Source organism: Terribacillus sp. AE2B 122, assembly GCF_902497585.1.
Lineage (GTDB): Bacteria > Bacillota > Bacilli > Bacillales > Amphibacillaceae > Terribacillus > Terribacillus saccharophilus_A.
The window spans coordinates 1-15,808 of the sequence record NZ_LR700951.1; the positions used below are offsets into that span (position 1 = coordinate 1).

Annotated in this window: 16 protein-coding genes and 1 riboswitch; of the genes, 5 read left to right on the plus strand and 11 right to left on the minus strand. The window is 41.4% G+C overall.

All coding sequences use genetic code 11. The annotated features are described in order from the left end of the window. Positions 1-82 precede the first annotated feature (82 nt). Complete coding sequence (locus AE2B122_RS17490) at positions 83-1,027, minus strand: magnesium transporter CorA family protein (protein ID WP_095271666.1); 945 nt, start codon at positions 1,025-1,027, stop codon at positions 83-85. Positions 1,028-1,210: 183 nt separating this feature from the next. Beyond that, positions 1,211-1,315, plus strand: a riboswitch (TPP riboswitch). 79 nt (positions 1,316-1,394) lie between these two features. On the opposite strand from AE2B122_RS17490, the gene AE2B122_RS17495 reads away from it, so the two are divergent. Genes AE2B122_RS17495 through AE2B122_RS17515 form a run of 5 tightly spaced genes read left to right on the plus strand, consistent with a single transcriptional unit; the run spans position 1,395 to position 5,616 of the window. Further along, positions 1,395-2,003 carry a YkoF family thiamine/hydroxymethylpyrimidine-binding protein gene (locus AE2B122_RS17495; protein WP_095271663.1) on the plus strand — a complete coding sequence of 203 codons (609 nt, stop codon included), beginning with the start codon at positions 1,395-1,397 and terminating at the stop codon, positions 2,001-2,003. Continuing rightward, on the plus strand, positions 2,000-2,578 hold the full coding sequence (locus AE2B122_RS17500) for an ECF transporter S component (RefSeq protein ID WP_095217415.1): 579 nt from the start codon (positions 2,000-2,002) through the stop codon (positions 2,576-2,578). Before AE2B122_RS17495 ends, AE2B122_RS17500 begins: the two co-directional genes overlap by 4 nt. Continuing rightward, positions 2,575-4,188: an ABC transporter ATP-binding protein gene (locus AE2B122_RS17505; RefSeq protein ID WP_175074898.1), complete on the plus strand. Its 1,614-nt coding sequence runs from the start codon at positions 2,575-2,577 to the stop codon at positions 4,186-4,188. The genes AE2B122_RS17500 and AE2B122_RS17505 overlap by 4 nt, the downstream gene beginning before the upstream one ends. Further along, the gene (locus AE2B122_RS17510; protein ID WP_175074899.1) at positions 4,175-4,912 is read left to right on the plus strand and encodes an energy-coupling factor transporter transmembrane protein EcfT; all 738 of its coding nucleotides are present in this window, start codon (positions 4,175-4,177) and stop codon (positions 4,910-4,912) included. Before AE2B122_RS17505 ends, AE2B122_RS17510 begins: the two co-directional genes overlap by 14 nt. A gap of 41 nt (positions 4,913-4,953) precedes the next feature. Beyond that, positions 4,954-5,616, plus strand: coding sequence for an SOS response-associated peptidase (locus AE2B122_RS17515; RefSeq protein ID WP_095217448.1), 663 nt, complete (start codon positions 4,954-4,956; stop codon positions 5,614-5,616). A gap of 59 nt (positions 5,617-5,675) precedes the next feature. On the opposite strand, the gene AE2B122_RS17520 is transcribed toward AE2B122_RS17515, so the two are convergent. From AE2B122_RS17520 to essC, 10 genes are all read right to left on the minus strand, one after another. Continuing rightward, the gene (locus AE2B122_RS17520; protein WP_175074900.1) at positions 5,676-6,071 is read right to left on the minus strand and encodes a hypothetical protein; all 396 of its coding nucleotides are present in this window, start codon (positions 6,069-6,071) and stop codon (positions 5,676-5,678) included. Between the two features lie 24 nt (positions 6,072-6,095). Further along, positions 6,096-6,356 (minus strand): hypothetical protein, encoded by a 261-nt coding sequence (locus AE2B122_RS17525; RefSeq protein WP_095217412.1) that lies wholly within the window; start codon positions 6,354-6,356, stop codon positions 6,096-6,098. A 623-nt stretch (positions 6,357-6,979) separates the two neighbouring features. Further along, positions 6,980-7,177 (minus strand): hypothetical protein, encoded by a 198-nt coding sequence (locus tag AE2B122_RS17530; protein ID WP_095217411.1) that lies wholly within the window; start codon positions 7,175-7,177, stop codon positions 6,980-6,982. A gap of 51 nt (positions 7,178-7,228) precedes the next feature. Then, positions 7,229-7,837, minus strand: coding sequence for a hypothetical protein (locus AE2B122_RS17535; RefSeq protein WP_175074901.1), 609 nt, complete (start codon positions 7,835-7,837; stop codon positions 7,229-7,231). A 13-nt stretch (positions 7,838-7,850) separates the two neighbouring features. Then, a complete protein-coding gene (locus AE2B122_RS19310; protein ID WP_254593548.1) occupies positions 7,851-9,632 on the minus strand; it encodes a glycohydrolase toxin TNT-related protein in 1,782 nt (593 codons plus the stop codon). Positions 9,633-9,635: 3 nt separating this feature from the next. Next, a complete protein-coding gene (locus AE2B122_RS17545; RefSeq protein ID WP_095217404.1) occupies positions 9,636-9,944 on the minus strand; it encodes a hypothetical protein in 309 nt (102 codons plus the stop codon). After that, a complete protein-coding gene (locus AE2B122_RS17550) occupies positions 9,945-10,652 on the minus strand; it encodes a DUF5081 family protein (RefSeq protein ID WP_095217403.1) in 708 nt (235 codons plus the stop codon). Next, positions 10,649-10,951 carry a WXG100 family type VII secretion target gene (locus AE2B122_RS17555; RefSeq protein WP_095217402.1) on the minus strand — a complete coding sequence of 101 codons (303 nt, stop codon included), beginning with the start codon at positions 10,949-10,951 and terminating at the stop codon, positions 10,649-10,651. The genes AE2B122_RS17550 and AE2B122_RS17555 overlap by 4 nt, the downstream gene beginning before the upstream one ends. A 3-nt stretch (positions 10,952-10,954) precedes the next feature. After that, a complete protein-coding gene (locus tag AE2B122_RS17560; RefSeq protein WP_175074902.1) occupies positions 10,955-11,293 on the minus strand; it encodes a chorismate synthase in 339 nt (112 codons plus the stop codon). A gap of 42 nt (positions 11,294-11,335) precedes the next feature. Next, positions 11,336-15,769, minus strand: coding sequence for a type VII secretion protein EssC (essC, locus tag AE2B122_RS17565; RefSeq protein ID WP_175074903.1), 4,434 nt, complete (start codon positions 15,767-15,769; stop codon positions 11,336-11,338). Between the last annotated feature and the right edge of the window lie 39 nt (positions 15,770-15,808).

Genomic DNA, 15,808 nt, shown 5'->3' on the forward strand with positions numbered 1-15,808 from the left:
CAACGATCCGTTTTCAAGCTTGAAGGTGTTTTTTATTTGTCTCAGCCTAGGGGGTCAGTCCCGTTACATCGCTTCGCTTTTTTTAATCCACATACTTCTGCTTCTTCTTCGACTTAAGCATATCTCCCGTCCAGCCTTTTGCCTTCAAGAACCAATATACTAGAAGAGTGGAAATGAGGATTAAAATCAGAGCTCCGGCATACCCGAATTTCCATTTTAATTCCGGCATATTATCAAAGTTCATGCCCCATAATGCACCAAGCGCCATGACAGGAGTAAAAAGCACAGTCATGACAGTAAGTGTCTTCATAATTTCATTGCCTCTAAAAGAAGATACAACATCTTCAAAATCAATCAAGCCTCTGATTTCTTCTTCATAAGCTCGAACAAGATTCTGACAGCGTTCAAAACGATAGTTTGTCCGCTTAAAATGTACATTCTGCGTATATTTCTCCCCAAATGCTTCAATAACGCCTGTCTTAACCTCTATGAAAGGTATCAGAAAGTTCTTCCATACTAATATCTCATGTCGGTTTTCAGCAATTTTATTAAGCAGCTTTGTATCATTATTCTCTTTTACCTGCCAAAGTAAATCCTTTAATCTGACTTCGTATTGATCAATTTTATGTAGAAAAGCTGAAATTATTTCCCCCATGAGGATCATAAACCCCTCAATCGCATTGTTCGCATTTTGCATTTTAGCTAGAATTTCATTTTTTGACGTTGTCGGCAATAGTTTAAAATCAAGTGCTGTTGTTAATAACATATTCTCTCTCACAAAGAAGTGAAACAGATGTTTTTCTTCTTTCTTGTCTGCTTCTTGTACATATATGAGCGAGCCCCAAAGAGCGAGAGAGTACTCATTAGTCGTCTCCATTTGCAAACTATTCGTATCAGAAGTATGTATATGTTGTACCCATGGTATGTGCATTGTGTAGGCGTTTAACTCGTCTTTTCTTTCTTTATCCACTTTCTCATCTAGCTGAAGCCACTCCCACGCATTACCCGAAAAAGCGTGCTTCTCCATGTTATCCCCTCCATCTTTTCATTCTTGTACTATTTCCCTTAAGTCTTGCAGGATAATCCTTTGCACTCTCGCCGATTAAAGACTCGTTTCTAATCCTTGAGAAGTAAGAAATCAGAATCTTTCAGTAGGAAACCCTTTACAAATCCAGCTATCTTTTTTACTATAGAGCTATCAATTGCATAAGCGACGCACTGGGGGAGCTGGTAACGGCTGAGAGGAATCATGTGATTCTGACCCTTTGAACTCGATCTGGATAATACCAGCGTGGGGAAGTGCAGCCAGAATTGTCCTATTCTTTTTGTATATTCTGCGACTGCGCCCTATGGTGCCGTCGCTTTTTATATGCAAAAAAATAGGAGGAATCATTATGGAAATACAAAATTATTGCGGAACTAGCCGGATTGCCGGCTGCAGTTTTTCGGTTTATCCGATGGCAGACAGATTCAAAGAAATCATTCTAGAGGCGCTGAGAACCGTAGATACGTCAAAAGTTTGGATTGAGACCGACGATGTCACAACATTAGTGCGTGGGAGAATTCCGCACGTATTTGATGTCACCTCTGCTATTTTCTTAGCAGCAGCTAAAGATGGTGATCATGTTGTGTTCAATGGTACATATTCCATTGGATGTCCCGGTGATTCTACTGGGGATGTCTATATGGCCGAGGACGAAACAAAGCTGAACCTTCCGAATGTAAAAGATATAAAGCTTGAGACAGCTTCCAAATTCTCGCTATATCCTTTGGGCGGCGGAAATTATATGGATACCATCTACAGTCAAATTGAAAACATGCGTTCCCACGGAATAACTGTTTCCAAGTCTCATTATTCCACTCGCCTTGATGGCAATAGTATTGATGTTTTTGAAGGTTTGGAGCATGTCTTTACTGAAACTGAAAACTCAGGTTCATCCCATACAGTTATGACAGTGACAATGTCAGCTAACAGTCCATCTGCAAAGGGTGGAATCAAATGAAAAACTGGAGAATGAAAGATATAGTCGTCATGGCAGCGCTCGCTGTCGTGTTCGGCATTGTTTATCTCCTATTCCTGCCAGTCAACGTCGTCATGATGGGACTAATCGGACCGATCGGAACTGATATAATCTTCGGGGTATGGTTCCTTGTCTCGATCGTAGCTGCTTATATCATCCAAAAACCCGGTGTTGCTCTTGTCTCGGAAACGATTGCCGGCGTTGTCGAAGTGCTGATTGGCAGCAGTGTCGGACCTATCGTTATTCTCTCTGCTGTCGTACAAGGTCTTGGAGCTGAAGCAGCATTTGCCCTGACACGCTATCGTTCTTATCATGTTCTTGTATTAATGGGTGCTGGTATTGGGGCTGCCATTACAAGTTTCATCTGGGGTTATTTCCGAGGTGGTTTTGTAGCTCTTGACCCTTCTTACGTTGTGCTTATGCTTGTTGTACGAATCATCAGTGGAGCTGTTATAAGTGGTTTGATCGGCAAAGCAATCAGTGAGGCGCTGGCGAAAACTGGCACATTGACGAGCTTCCCGCTCGGTAAAACATATCGCCAGCGAAAAGCAGGATGACACAGCACCTACTGGAAGTTGACCAACTGACCGTCACATTTGAGGAAGAGAGCACCCCTACCTTAGATGATTTGAGTTTTACGGTTCAAGAAGGAGACAGCATACTCCTGCTGGGACCAAGCGGGTCTGGAAAGAGCACCCTCACATACTGTTTAAACGGGTTGTATCCAAAAGAACTGGATGGGAAGATGAGCGGTAGTATCTGCTTCGCAGGATCCATGATCGAGGATTTCAAAAGCGGAAAAATCAATTTAGAGGTTGGAACTGTATTTCAGGATCCAGAAACGCAATTCTGTATGCTGACAGTAGAGGATGAAATTGCCTTCGGCTTAGAAAATAAGAAAATATCTCCGGATTTGATGGAGTCAGAAATCGATCGAGTCCTCTCCCTTGTCGGTTTGCAGCATCGGAGAAAAGATCAAATCCATACCCTTTCCGGCGGGCAGAAACAGAAGCTGGCACTTGCAGCAGTTCTGGCACTGGAGCCTCGGTTGCTCATTTTAGATGAACCGACAGCTAATCTGGATCCGGCTGCGAGCAAGGACCTTGTTGAAACAATCCGTCACCTAAAAGAAGAGCAGGAGATCACACTTCTGATTATTGAGCACAACATTGACTACTGGCTGCCTATTATTAACCGGACGATGCTGCTGGACCAAGATGGATCATTATTCTTTGACGGAGACTTGAGTGAGGCAGTAAACATGTATGACGAGGAGCTACAGCAGCGCGGCATTTGGCTGCCAGAAGCAGCTCTTCTTGCCAAGCAAGCACAGCTTCCAAAGCCCTGGCCGCTTACAATTGACCTTCTCCCTCCTGATTTGCAGTTTCAGACGAAAACTTCAGAGGTTTTGCAGAAGAAAGAGCAAATCATTCAAGTGGAGAATGCTGTTTTTCGCAATAAAGAAAAGGTCTTGCTGGATATCCCTGCTCTTACTATTAAGCACGGAGAATTCCTGGCTATTACAGGGAAAAACGGCAGCGGAAAGACGCTTCTTTCCCGGCAAATTACTGGATTGCTGAAGCCCACAGCCGGAGATATCGAAGTTCTCGGAAAGAAGTTACGTCGTTGGAAAACAAATGAACTCTACCAGCAAATCGGTTATGTATTTCAAAATCCTGAGCATCAGTTTCTTACAGACTCTGTTTGGAATGAAATCGCCTTCGGACAGGCAGTAAACGCGGATGAAATTCAGAGGGTCTTGGAGGATATCCAGTTAGCTGCACAAGCCGATAAGCATCCATTCACCTTGAGCCAAGGTCAAAAACGACGGCTCAGTGTATCGACCATGCTTGTTCAAAAGCCTCAACTGCTCGTGCTTGATGAACCAACATTCGGTCAAGACAGCCATACTACTGAAGTACTGATGGATTTAATCTGGAGACATCATCAACGCGGGTGCACCATTGTCATGATTACACATGATATGGAACTGGTCGATCGTTTTGCTTCGCGCGTGTTGATTGTGGATCAAGGGCGTATAGTAGCAGATGACCAGCCTGCAGGAATTTGGAAGAGAAAAGATCTGTCAGACTATGGACTCTCCCTTCCCGCAAAAGAAGCTTATAATAAGCGGACACAGGAGAACAGTCTCTATGCATCATATTAATCCTAGCATCAAAGCAGGGACAGTGACGATAGCTGCGATCGTCATTGCTTTCCTCTTTGATCCATTGGCACTGCTTTTATACATTGGCTGGACGATTGCCGTTACATTGCTGTTTGGAAAGGTGCAAATCAAGAAGTATCTTCTATATCTGCTCCCTTTCACCCTTTTCGCAGTCGGCATGCTTGTGTCAACACTGCTGTTTGCAAAGACACCGGAGAATCCCTCCATCACGCAGCAGTTCCTCCTTTGGGAGCTACCGAGAGAAACCGTGCAAGATGCACTAGCCTTGGCTATCCGTGTATTCAGCTATAGCACGCTGTCCTTGCTATTTGTCCTGACGACAGATAAAGTGGCGTTTATTTTAAGTCTGATTCAACAGTGCCGTGTTTCACCAAAGCTGGCGTACGGTATTTTAGCTGGCTATCGCTTTTTGCCTTTATTAAAAGATGAGTTAACAACGATCCGCTCTGCACATCTTATTCGGGGAGCCAAAACGAAAACAAGCAGATTCAGCAGATATAAACAATACACGATTCCCCTGCTAGCAAGTGCGATCCGCAAAGCTGAACGAACTGCCATAGCCATGGAATCCAAAGGCTTCACAGGAGAAAGAGACCGCACATTTTACCGTACGTATAATACAAGTTGGACAGATTGGATATTTGCAGCCGTCATGCTTGGCGCCATTGCGCTATGTATCATTGTTTCCAAGTCGTTTCAGTAAACGGCAGAAGGGTTATAATGGAGAAAAAAGGAGAGATGAAGATGTGCGGCAGATTTACCTTACTCACTCCCTGGGAAGAGCTCCTGAGAACCTATGATGCTGTCTCAGAGATGGAAGCATTAGAACCAAGCTACAATATCGCACCAACGCAGCAAATTGCAGCCGTCATTCATGACGGTAACAAACGACGGCTCGGAACACTGCGCTGGGGTCTCATCCCGCCATGGGCACCAGATAAAAAAATAGGCAGCAAAATGATCAACGCCAGAGCCGAAACTCTTCTGGAAAAACGCAGCTTCAAGAAAGGATTTCAGAAACAGCGCTGCCTTATTCCCGCCGACAGCTTCTACGAATGGAAAACAAAAGACGGTAAAAAGCAGCCCATGCGCATCCAGCGCAAAGATAAAACCCCTCTCACATTCGCTGGGCTATGGGAGAAATGGCAGGATGAAGATGGCAGCAACATCTTCACCTGCACCATCATCACAACCGAAGCAAACAGCTTCATGCAGCAGATCCATAACCGTATGCCGGTTATTCTCTCCGCTGCTTCTCAGGACATCTGGCTTGATCGGGAACTGCAAGACCCTGACAAACTGCTGCCATTGCTGAAACCTTATTCCGAGGAATTGACTGCTTACCCTGTCTCGACGCTGGTGAATTCGCCGAGGAATAATAGTGAGGAATTGATCAATCCATTGTGAAAGGAGCATGCCGGGGGCATGCTTTTTTTTACAGTAAATTGCATACTCAATATTTTGGCCTAGAATCTTTTTGGATCAAATGGAGTTTCCTCTAAAATTAGTTTAACTTCAGATTTAGGTACCCATCCAAGCCATGTATCTCTATCTATTCTAGGCAGCTTCAATTCCTCTCCTATTAGTAATGAACCAGTGCTAACCTGGTATTTATCATTTCTTTCCTTTAAAACTTCAACTTTTTTACCTTGAATATCTCCGTAGACTTGTATCTTTACACAATCTTTTAATTCATTTGGTTCTACTACTTTTGTGTAAACGCCACTCTGATACTTATCTACAAAAGTATCATCAATCTTACTTTTATCCTGAGTTAGTATCTTTAAGTTGCCATCCATATCTTTAGTTAATTTGTACTCTGTATAGTTTAATTTCCCGTAGTAACACCTTTTCGTTTTCATTCTATTATTTTATGCATCCTACATTTAGGTTTCGATACTAATTGTTCTTCTATGCTGTTCTAACACAAGTTCATATAAACAATGAAAAGCGTCCGACTCATTCTTATATTCCTTAATAATATAGTGTCCTAGCCGTTCACGAGTTTTATACACTTTCCATACTCCTCCATCAAAACAACACCCCATCACATAAGGTGCATCTGTAATAAAGTCCAACTCAATCTGATACTCACCTAAATTTAGATCGTTATCTTGAATTTTCCTTTTAAAATCAGCCTTAATCATAAATCACCTCATAAGTTTGTTTTAAGTCTTTAAAAAAGTTACATACAATAATCAAGAACTATTATCTACACCGATATCCCAAATAAAGAATGTAAGATATTCAGATACCTTAAAAGTTTTTGTTTTACATGAACTAATGAAAGTGAACCTCACAAATTACTATAACTGATATTAGAAAATGACTTCCAAGTTTGAATTATCTCATCTACTCTTCCAGATATACACGAAGATAAAATTCATCCTTATCCCTCAAATTCATCATATACTTTTGGCCAAGAGGTACATCCCTTGTATAAAGCATTATTTGATTTCCTTCTATAAAGGAACAAAGAAAAATATCACCCAAGTCCATCGACAAATTATCGTACTTGGTTAATATAAAAATAAACCTTGAAAGTTAAAGAACAATCAAGGTTTATTTCTCATTTAGAATTACATTAAAATAATGTTTTTTATTTCATTGATAATCGCATCATCTTTATTTATCCACTTCTGATAGATACCTTTATCTATAAGATTCATGCTTAATTTTTCCCAAATCTTATAATCACCAGTCATAGTAACAATGGATATCATATCACCTTTTGTTTCAACTACTTCAAATTTATTACCCTTATAAGCTTCTATCCGTTTCTTATAAATTTGTTCGATTTCATTTTGATGGACATACTTATATATATAGTATTATCGGCAATCGTTTTCTTATCAAATTCAAATAATTCATCCGTGAATCTTTCTGAACGTAAAATAATCCGTCCATCTGCTTTAATACCTGCAGCATATTCTGTTCCGTTATATAATGCAAAGATATTATTTCTCATGTTCACCCCATACTCAATTCTAAAGTCCCTAAATTCTTTTCAAAGAAATCTTCAACCTAAAAGATATAATGTCTTTAGAGTTTCTATAAAATCAGAATCCGTTTTCACCTCAATTACATCTATAAGATCATAAAATAGCTTTAATTTTAAAGAAAAATTAAATTGAACGCCCGTAGCACTATTTAATTTTCTTGATTTATCTATATAAACTTTTGAGTCACTCTTTCCAAGATACAATACATTATACCTATCATTTGAGCTTTTTTCTAAAATTATTCTATCTGGCTTTAGTACTAAAAAAGAATAATATTGCTCATCTAAATTGTTTTTGAATATCTTTTGAATATAATTTAATGATGATGCATTCTCAATCTCATTATGAACATTTACATCATATTTTCTTACTTCCAACTTACTCTTTGAAAAGATATATAATGCCAATATTGATTTATATTCATCTGTAAATTCATCTACTTTGTATTCATTTCCTCTAACAACTTCAAATAGTTCATAAAAATTACTTACTTTATTTAAGGTTAACTTAATAGTAGTTTCAGGATAATTCTCTCCATTCAATGGTGCAACACAAATAATATCTTTATCTCTTTGAATCACTTTAAATTCACTTTCGATCAATTTATATACACTACTTAAGTCCATATTTTATACTCCTTTATGGATTTATTTGTTTAATAACTTTAAGCTCTATTAATTCTTCTATCGAGTAAGGACGACCATTAGGTTTATATTTAATTATTTGAGTACCTCCACCTGGCTGATCAAACCAAGGAGCAATTTTCCCTAAAGTTACTTCTAAATCATCAATAACCTCATAAACATAATAAGGTGCTAGTTCACTATGCGGGGCTAATGCTCTACTTGGGAATGAATCACTTTCAGGAGCTAAGAAGGAACCTGCTGGGTTTCCGTATCTATCCAACCTCATTCCAGCATGCAATGTTTCAGTTTTTTGAGTCCCCGAAACGAATCCATCTTCTGGCGGCCAATGAATTGCTCCCGTTTCTTGATCATAATATTTGGGATTCCTGTATACACTCTCATATTTCCTGTATAATTCTTTACTTGGTGGATAATCCCATTTATTCATATTTTCAGGAATCTTAACATCATCTAGTTGTTTACTAACCTCACTAGAAACTTTCGTGCTATTCGAATTAACCCTTCCTACTTTATCAGCACTCACTGGATTCACTTCCGCAGAACCTTTTACAGGTCCTACATTACTTACACTAGAATCCCCATTCTTCATCATAATAGGACTTACATTGCTAGCCAAATTATTTGTAAATGAGAGATTTTCACCTCCAGCTACTTTCTGTAGCTCCTGAACCTTATCCTGTTCCTTCACAGCCCATTGACTATTACGAAGTCTATTAGCCGTCTGCTTATTTGCATGTTCTGTCAGACTGACAACATTATCTGCTTGTCCTGCTGCACTTCCCGTACTAGGTGTTTTCGCATGCAGTCTTTCTGCTGGAATTTTCAACTCGATTACGTTATCGACTTGTTTCACCGCTGAGTTCGTTTTATTTATTTTGCTTGCAGATTGCCCCACATCAATTACCTTACTGGTCGTACGAGCAGTCCCGGTAAAGGTTGTGACAGCTTTTCCAACTGGCAGTATGTCAATAGGTGCGAGTATACCTCGCGTCCAGCGTTCCGTGGTATCCAGCTCTCGGCCGGAAGCCCAGTCTTTTCCTGAGATCGCACTACCCATTTCCACCGTCGCATAAGCTGCTCCTAATACTGCACCAGCAGGCGGACATACAACTGTTACGCCAACGATGACGACGAGGGCTGCTATGTTTACCCAAAACTCTTTTGTAAACTGTCCATCCTCGATTGATTCATATTCAAAGGCTCGCGTATTAACGGCAGCAGTGCGGTAATCCTCATAGCTTATATCTTCATCCGGATTCTGTACCTTCCATTCCTCAAATGATGCTTTGATCTGCTCAGCGTAATAGTTATCCCCGCTTAGTATATCATCCATGGTGATTTCTGTTTTCTCTGTCGTGTATTCCTGATAGGATCCGTAATAAGAGATTGGAATTGTTTCGGTTGCACCGATATGGTTCTTGGTCGTATAGTTGGATATGGAAGAATCACGAACTTTCTGGACAAATTCATCTATGTCTTCATAAAAAGGCTGATCTATTTTGTCCTCCACGATATCTCCAACACTTCCACTATAATCTTCTAATACTTTGAAGTCCTCAAACAAGCGCTGATACTTATCTTTATCGCTTGTATAAGAGAACGAGACAACACCGTCAGAATCATACTTCGCTACCTTCTCGCTTGCTTCGTCCAAGTTGTCCGTAATATCCTTCATCGTATCGATCATGCCCTTGCCCCAAGCACCAAGTCCGATCAGGTTGCGCAGGCTGTCCCTTGTTTTTTCCCATTGACTGCTCCGATATTTAACGTCCAAGCTTTACACCTCCAATGCATCAATGATTTTCAAAGCGATCGCTTCGTCTGTTTCGATCATCGTGTTCAGAGTATCAATTACCAAGGAGGAAATACGTGCATAATGATCCTGTAGCTCCAAGAACTTATCATTCGCTTCCGGATAAGCCTCGATAGCCTCCATTGCCTTTCCTTCTTGATAGAATTTTGTATTTTTTATGTTCTCAATCGCTGGTACAGCATTAGACTGTAAATCTTCCATAATAGCGATGAGCTGCTTATAAATATCAGTGATCTCTATCGGATCGACCGTGATTGCTCCACTGCCTGCCATTTACCTTAACCCCACTTTCTGCCGATACGGGAAGTCCAGCGCATCGAACAAGACTTTCAAGAACCAGTATTGGCTCGCTTGGTAATACTGCTTCTGCGTCGTATCAATCATGATCAGTCTGTCCTCTTTTGAAAGCACAAGCCATTGCTGATAATGATTTGGGTTCGTGCTGATTTGCGGTTTCACACGAGGATGGAATAGCTCTATATTGACGATATCGTTCGTCACATCCAGTTCTTTAATAGCTTCCCTATCCTCAGCCGACAGCTCTCGTTGCAGGAAATTCTTTTCCGCTTCAACTGGTTCACGATTCAGCAGTGGTATTTTCTCTCCAAGCAGTTTCAGGACAAGTGGTTTGTCCATGACGTAAAGTTTGTAGGTCTTATCAGCTGTTTCAGCAAGGATGATGACTTCTTCCGCTTCTTTTTCCTTGAAAGCAAACATCAGGTTGTTGATCCGGACATATTTCTGGCTAAAAAAGTATGTATACAAGGTCTTAATAATGACACCGCCAGATTTTGTAAGAGAACCTTCCTTATCAAAAACGCCTTTATTTTTAAGCTTTGCATATGCCTGACTCCACGGTTCTTCTCCCTGAAGCTGATAAAGTTTTTTATCGGGCAAGCCAAATAGAGCTTCTGCATCAAACGCTGCAGCTAGCAAATACAGTTCGGTAACATCAAAAGTATCCTTATCCGTCTGGGTCATAGACTTTTCACTTCCTTCACCAATTTGTCGTTTTGGAAGTCTGCCTGATAATCAGCGATATTGTCTAGTGCCTTCTTTTGCAGGGAAGCTGCATCCTTAAGATCAGCATGATACTGAAGAAGCAGCTCCAAGTAGGCAAGGAAGCTGTCACGCGACTTCCCTTCCCACTTTGAACCCTGTACAAGGGAAAGCAGAGCTTCCCCTTGAGAATAGGTATTATCCAGAGATTCTTTCAGCTTTGCTGCTGATGATTTGGCTGTGTCCAATTCAGCTTGATCAATAATCACATCCTTCGCCACGCTTTAGGCCTCCTTCGCCTCGTCCATTGCTTTTCGTTTGTAATGAAGATACCGTTCGTATGCCCTGTCACTAGCCGTAACAAGCTTACTGCGGTGTTCTTTTTCGTCATCCAAGTAATCTGTCAGCTTTTTGTTAAGTCGTTCTTGTGCTGGAATGAAGTCACTACTTGGAATAGCATCTTCCGTCATACATGGTGTGCTTCCTTTATAAGATGAAAAATAGGACTCCGCTTCACTGACCAATTTGTCATGTTCCGTCTTTGCATCCTCGAGCTTATGGTACAGCTTTAAGTACTCATCCCTTTTCGCTTCCGTATCTGTTTTAAACCATAAAAACGACATGTTTCTACTCCTTTCTTAGCATAAGGAAGTTGAAGTTAAATCTCATTCCGTGATTTTCACTTTCACATGCTGATGATCCATGGCTACATAGCATTCGTACGGTTCAGGGTATTTCTCCTGGCGGATAAAAGGCTGTTTGAAGATATCCTGATCGCCTAAGCGCATACCAACGAGACCGAAGATAGCTTGGCTGCGAAGATACTTTGGTACTTGTTCATAGCTCATGCCAAGATAGTTGTAGTCACTGCAGATAATAAAGTGAATGCCGGTTTTGCCGCCTCGTTCCATCATGAGGGTCGCTTCTTCAAGCGTTAATCCGGCGCGTTCGGTGAAGTCCTGCAGGTCTGTAATTACGACAATCCATTTAGATTCCACTATTCCTTCTGCATTTCGCTGTTTGATTTCATTGATAATTTCATTTTTGATTGCGGCTATTCCAATACTTTCGGAAACATAAGCCTGCATATCTTTCCCGATGTTTTCCAGATCCTTATCAGCTGTATCTATTAGAATCGTTTGATAAACATCTTTCAGTAAGGTGACGTTCTTAGCGACAGATCTGATCATACGATCCAATCCATCTTTCCGGTCGCTGACAACTGTCATGTGATCATATTGCGCTGGATTATAGGCAACAGGCAATACCTCTTCAAAATCAAGCCCAAGCGGCACTTTCTTCTCTTCCAATATCCGTTTGGTGCGGCGCTGTTCCTTAAATTCTAAGAAGTTCACAACACCTTCTGGCATCATCGGAATTGCATCAGGATAATCTCCATCCCATACTTCGTTCATATCTTTGGCTAAATCCTGGATCCGATCAAGGATTTCCAATGCTTCTTCCCCATGTTCAGGCAGCATGGTCTGAAATAATGCTGGTTCTTCCATTTTCACAAGTCCTCGACCTGCGATTTCTTCGATTTCAATGTCAGTGCGACCTACAATTGATCTTGCTTCGTTGGACTCGATCAGGTATAAAGCAATTTGTGTCTTGATATTCGACAGTAAAGGCATGCGCATAGCACTTTGGCGACCGGCACTGATAATCAGATGAATACCGATGCTGGCACCTTCTCGGGCAATCTGTGTGATGACTTTCTCGAAATCGTCACCAAAATCACTGTCTCTGACAGACTCATAGTTATCGATCACAATACAAATATTCGGCACAGTCTCTCCGCTTGCCTTTTCAAATAAGCCTATGTTCGCCACGCTGTACTGGCTCAGCTTTTGTTTACGCAGCTTCATTACTCCAGTAAGCATCCGGATTAATTTGCCTACTTTCTCGACTTGATCGACGAGGAACGTATCCGCAACATGCGGCAGATTCTTCAGTGGCAGCAATCCATTCGTACCAAAGTCAAGCAAGTACACATGCAGATGTTCCGGATTATGCTGTCTAACCAAATCCATGACAACTGTCTGCAGGAATGTAGACTTCCCGTATCCAGGACTTGCAAATACAGCGATATGCCCATCTTTCGATAAGTTCAGTGTAAGAGGAACCTGCTGCTGCATTTCCGGCTGATCGAGTAAACCAATCACCAGCTCCAAAGGTTTTTTGGGTTCTTTCCATGCGTCGCGGAATACCACTGGGTGAAGTTCCGGTCCGAAAATTTTCTCTGGAAGAGGCGGTAGCCATGGGCGTGCTAATGGCTCTATCTGCTGCTGCTCCGTGTAATCAGCTATATGATCAATGACAGCATCGAGCTCTGATGGAATTTTTTCGATAGACTCTTTCTGCTCCAGTCCGCTTAAATCGTCCGTCAGAATATCGTATTGACCAAGGTCATTGATGCTATAAATTGTAAGATCTACATGGTCTTCATCATTTTTATCTGGAATATAGTCTGCTCCGCTCCATGCACTTTGGAACAGTTCATAGATTTCATTGTTACCGACCTGCAAATAAGAGCGACCCGGCAGTGTAATTTCCGCTGCATCAGGTGTTTTGATAATTTCATTCGAATCGCTTGCATTCTGTACCTTCAATGCCAACTTGAACTTGGAGTTGGACCAAATTTGATCATCAACTACACCACTTGGTTTCTGTGTCGCAAGAATCAAGTGGATCCCTAAGGAACGTCCGATACGTGCTGTAGAAACGAGTTCCTTCATGAAATCAGGCTGTTCGGATTTCAATTCGGCGAACTCATCCGATATAAGGAATAAATGCGGCATCGGTTCAGCTGCTTTTCCTTGTTTAAACAGCTTTTGATATTGGTTAATATGATTCACATTATACTCTCCGAAGAGGCGCTGTCTTTTCTGCAATTCTGCTTTAATGGAAGCCAAAGCACGCATCGATTGTGCACGATCCAGGTTGGTGATCGTTCCCATCAAATGCGGCAGTTTACGAAATAGATTCGCCATTCCTCCTCCTTTGTAATCAATCAGAAGGAATGCGACTTCATAAGGGTGGAAATTTACAGCTAGCGAAAGGATATAAGACTGGATGATTTCTGATTTACCAGATCCTGTCGTACCCGCCACCAAACCGTGCGGACCGTGTGCTTTCTCATGAAGGTTCAACTGGACAATATCTTCTTTTCCTCGCAGTCCAAGCGGTACAGCGAGTGTCTTGTATGTCTCATTCGTACGCCAGCGTGCTTGAATCGCTAATTCTTCTACCTTTTCTACACCATACATCTCCAAGAAGGTTACTTGTTCTGGAATAGAATTCTTCAAGTTTTGCAGATGGTTTAACGGAGCTAATGCTCGTGAGACAGCTTCTTTATTGAAATTCTTTGGAAAATGATCTGGTTTGAACGTCTTGTTGACGAGCTCAGCTTCTTCCAGAATGATTTTGCCATCATTGCTATCACGGATATCGATGACTGTTTTCACATGCTCTGGCAATGCTCGCATCACATCTTGAACGAAGACAAGTGATACACCGTATTGACTTGGATCTTCATTAAAGAATTCCATAATCGTATGATCCAGTATCAGCTTCTCATCAGTAATTAGCACAACATAATTTGGTGAGAAATAGAGCTTCTCATTTGAATTGCTTTTTTCATCAACTTGCAGCTTGCGCTCTTTCAGTACTTGATACAAGCTGTGCAGGACCTGATCACGGGAACGATCATGGTAGATAAAGCCGCGAACGTTAATGTCTCGCACACTTGCATGCGGCAGCCACCGCATCCAATCCCATTCTTTCTTTTCTTCTTCTGGAAAGATTGTAACGAATTGAAGATCATGATAGCTGTGGAATAAGGAAAGTTGCATCACTAACAGCTGAAGCTGTTCCAGTACAAGCTTTCTCTGCCCGATATAACCAACCGGCCCTTTCGTCAGTGATGTAATTACTGGGACATCATGCAATTCTTTGAACTGGTCGAGTAAATGTCTTGCTTCATCTACCAAATCATCTTGTTCCTGCGTGAATTCTTCCTCGTTGTAAGAAATTTCGAAGCTTGTATCCACTCTTCCTAATCCTGTACGGAAGTTCAAAAAATCATGATGGTAAGCTGTTTTCTCATAAATACGAGCCTCGGTTGCAGCTGCCATTTCAGATATCTTCTCCACATCAGGATAGTGGTAATGCAGTGCATGTCTCTGTTCTTCACTTGCATGATAAAGTTCCTTCGTTTTTCGCTTCAGATAGCGCTTATATGTTTCTTCCCTGTGTTTCATATCCGCTTTGTATTTGCGTACATTTTTTACATAAGACGTGATGGAGAAGATGACCGTAACTAGAGTAGCGACTACCATTACGATTATGAATATTCCACGTGGTTGAATCAGTGATATAACAATCAAAGCAGCTATCATAACAAGCGGAGGTACAATATTCCTCGCTAGCTGCTCACTCGGCTTACTTGGCTTACTGGCTGGTTTGGCAATCGTTCTTTTCTCTTCTGGTTCCCGGTAAATGATACGCGGAGAACGATGGTAGTCTGGGTACTCCCCGCCGTAGGGTTTTTCTTGACCAATCAGTTCTATCAAGGAGGATTCGAGATCTCCATTTGTCTGAATTTCAATAGTGTCGCCATACACTGTCAGCAAGACGCCATCTGCGAATAATATATCTCCATCTTCCACCTGCGCATCACCTTTGAGCAAGCGGTAATTATGGTAGACATTTCCGCTTCGTAAATCTAAACAAAAGTCTGACTCACCTGCTTCACGCAAAAGTACAAAATCGACTTGCCAATGCTGTTTATTAATATCATTGTAATCCGCTGCACCAAATGTGACAGATTGTTGACCAGCAATATCAAACACGTTGTACTTTTTTGCATCAATTAAATTGAGATGCAGTTCCCCTATTTGTTTAGCAGCGCGAATCTCTTCCTGCTGAAAGAATAGTTTCTGTCCGTCCCATTCCAGTTCTAGTTCAGTTGCCAGTCCGGCTATCGTCACCTGATTCTTGCGTCTATTCCCGATGATTACGGTCTGACCGGATTGTTCCGGCAAATGGCATTTATGCAGTTTATCTTTATATGCTACGAGCAGTGTTTTATGTGCCATCTATTCTTCTCCCTCTCTATGCACTCCATCCATCGCTGA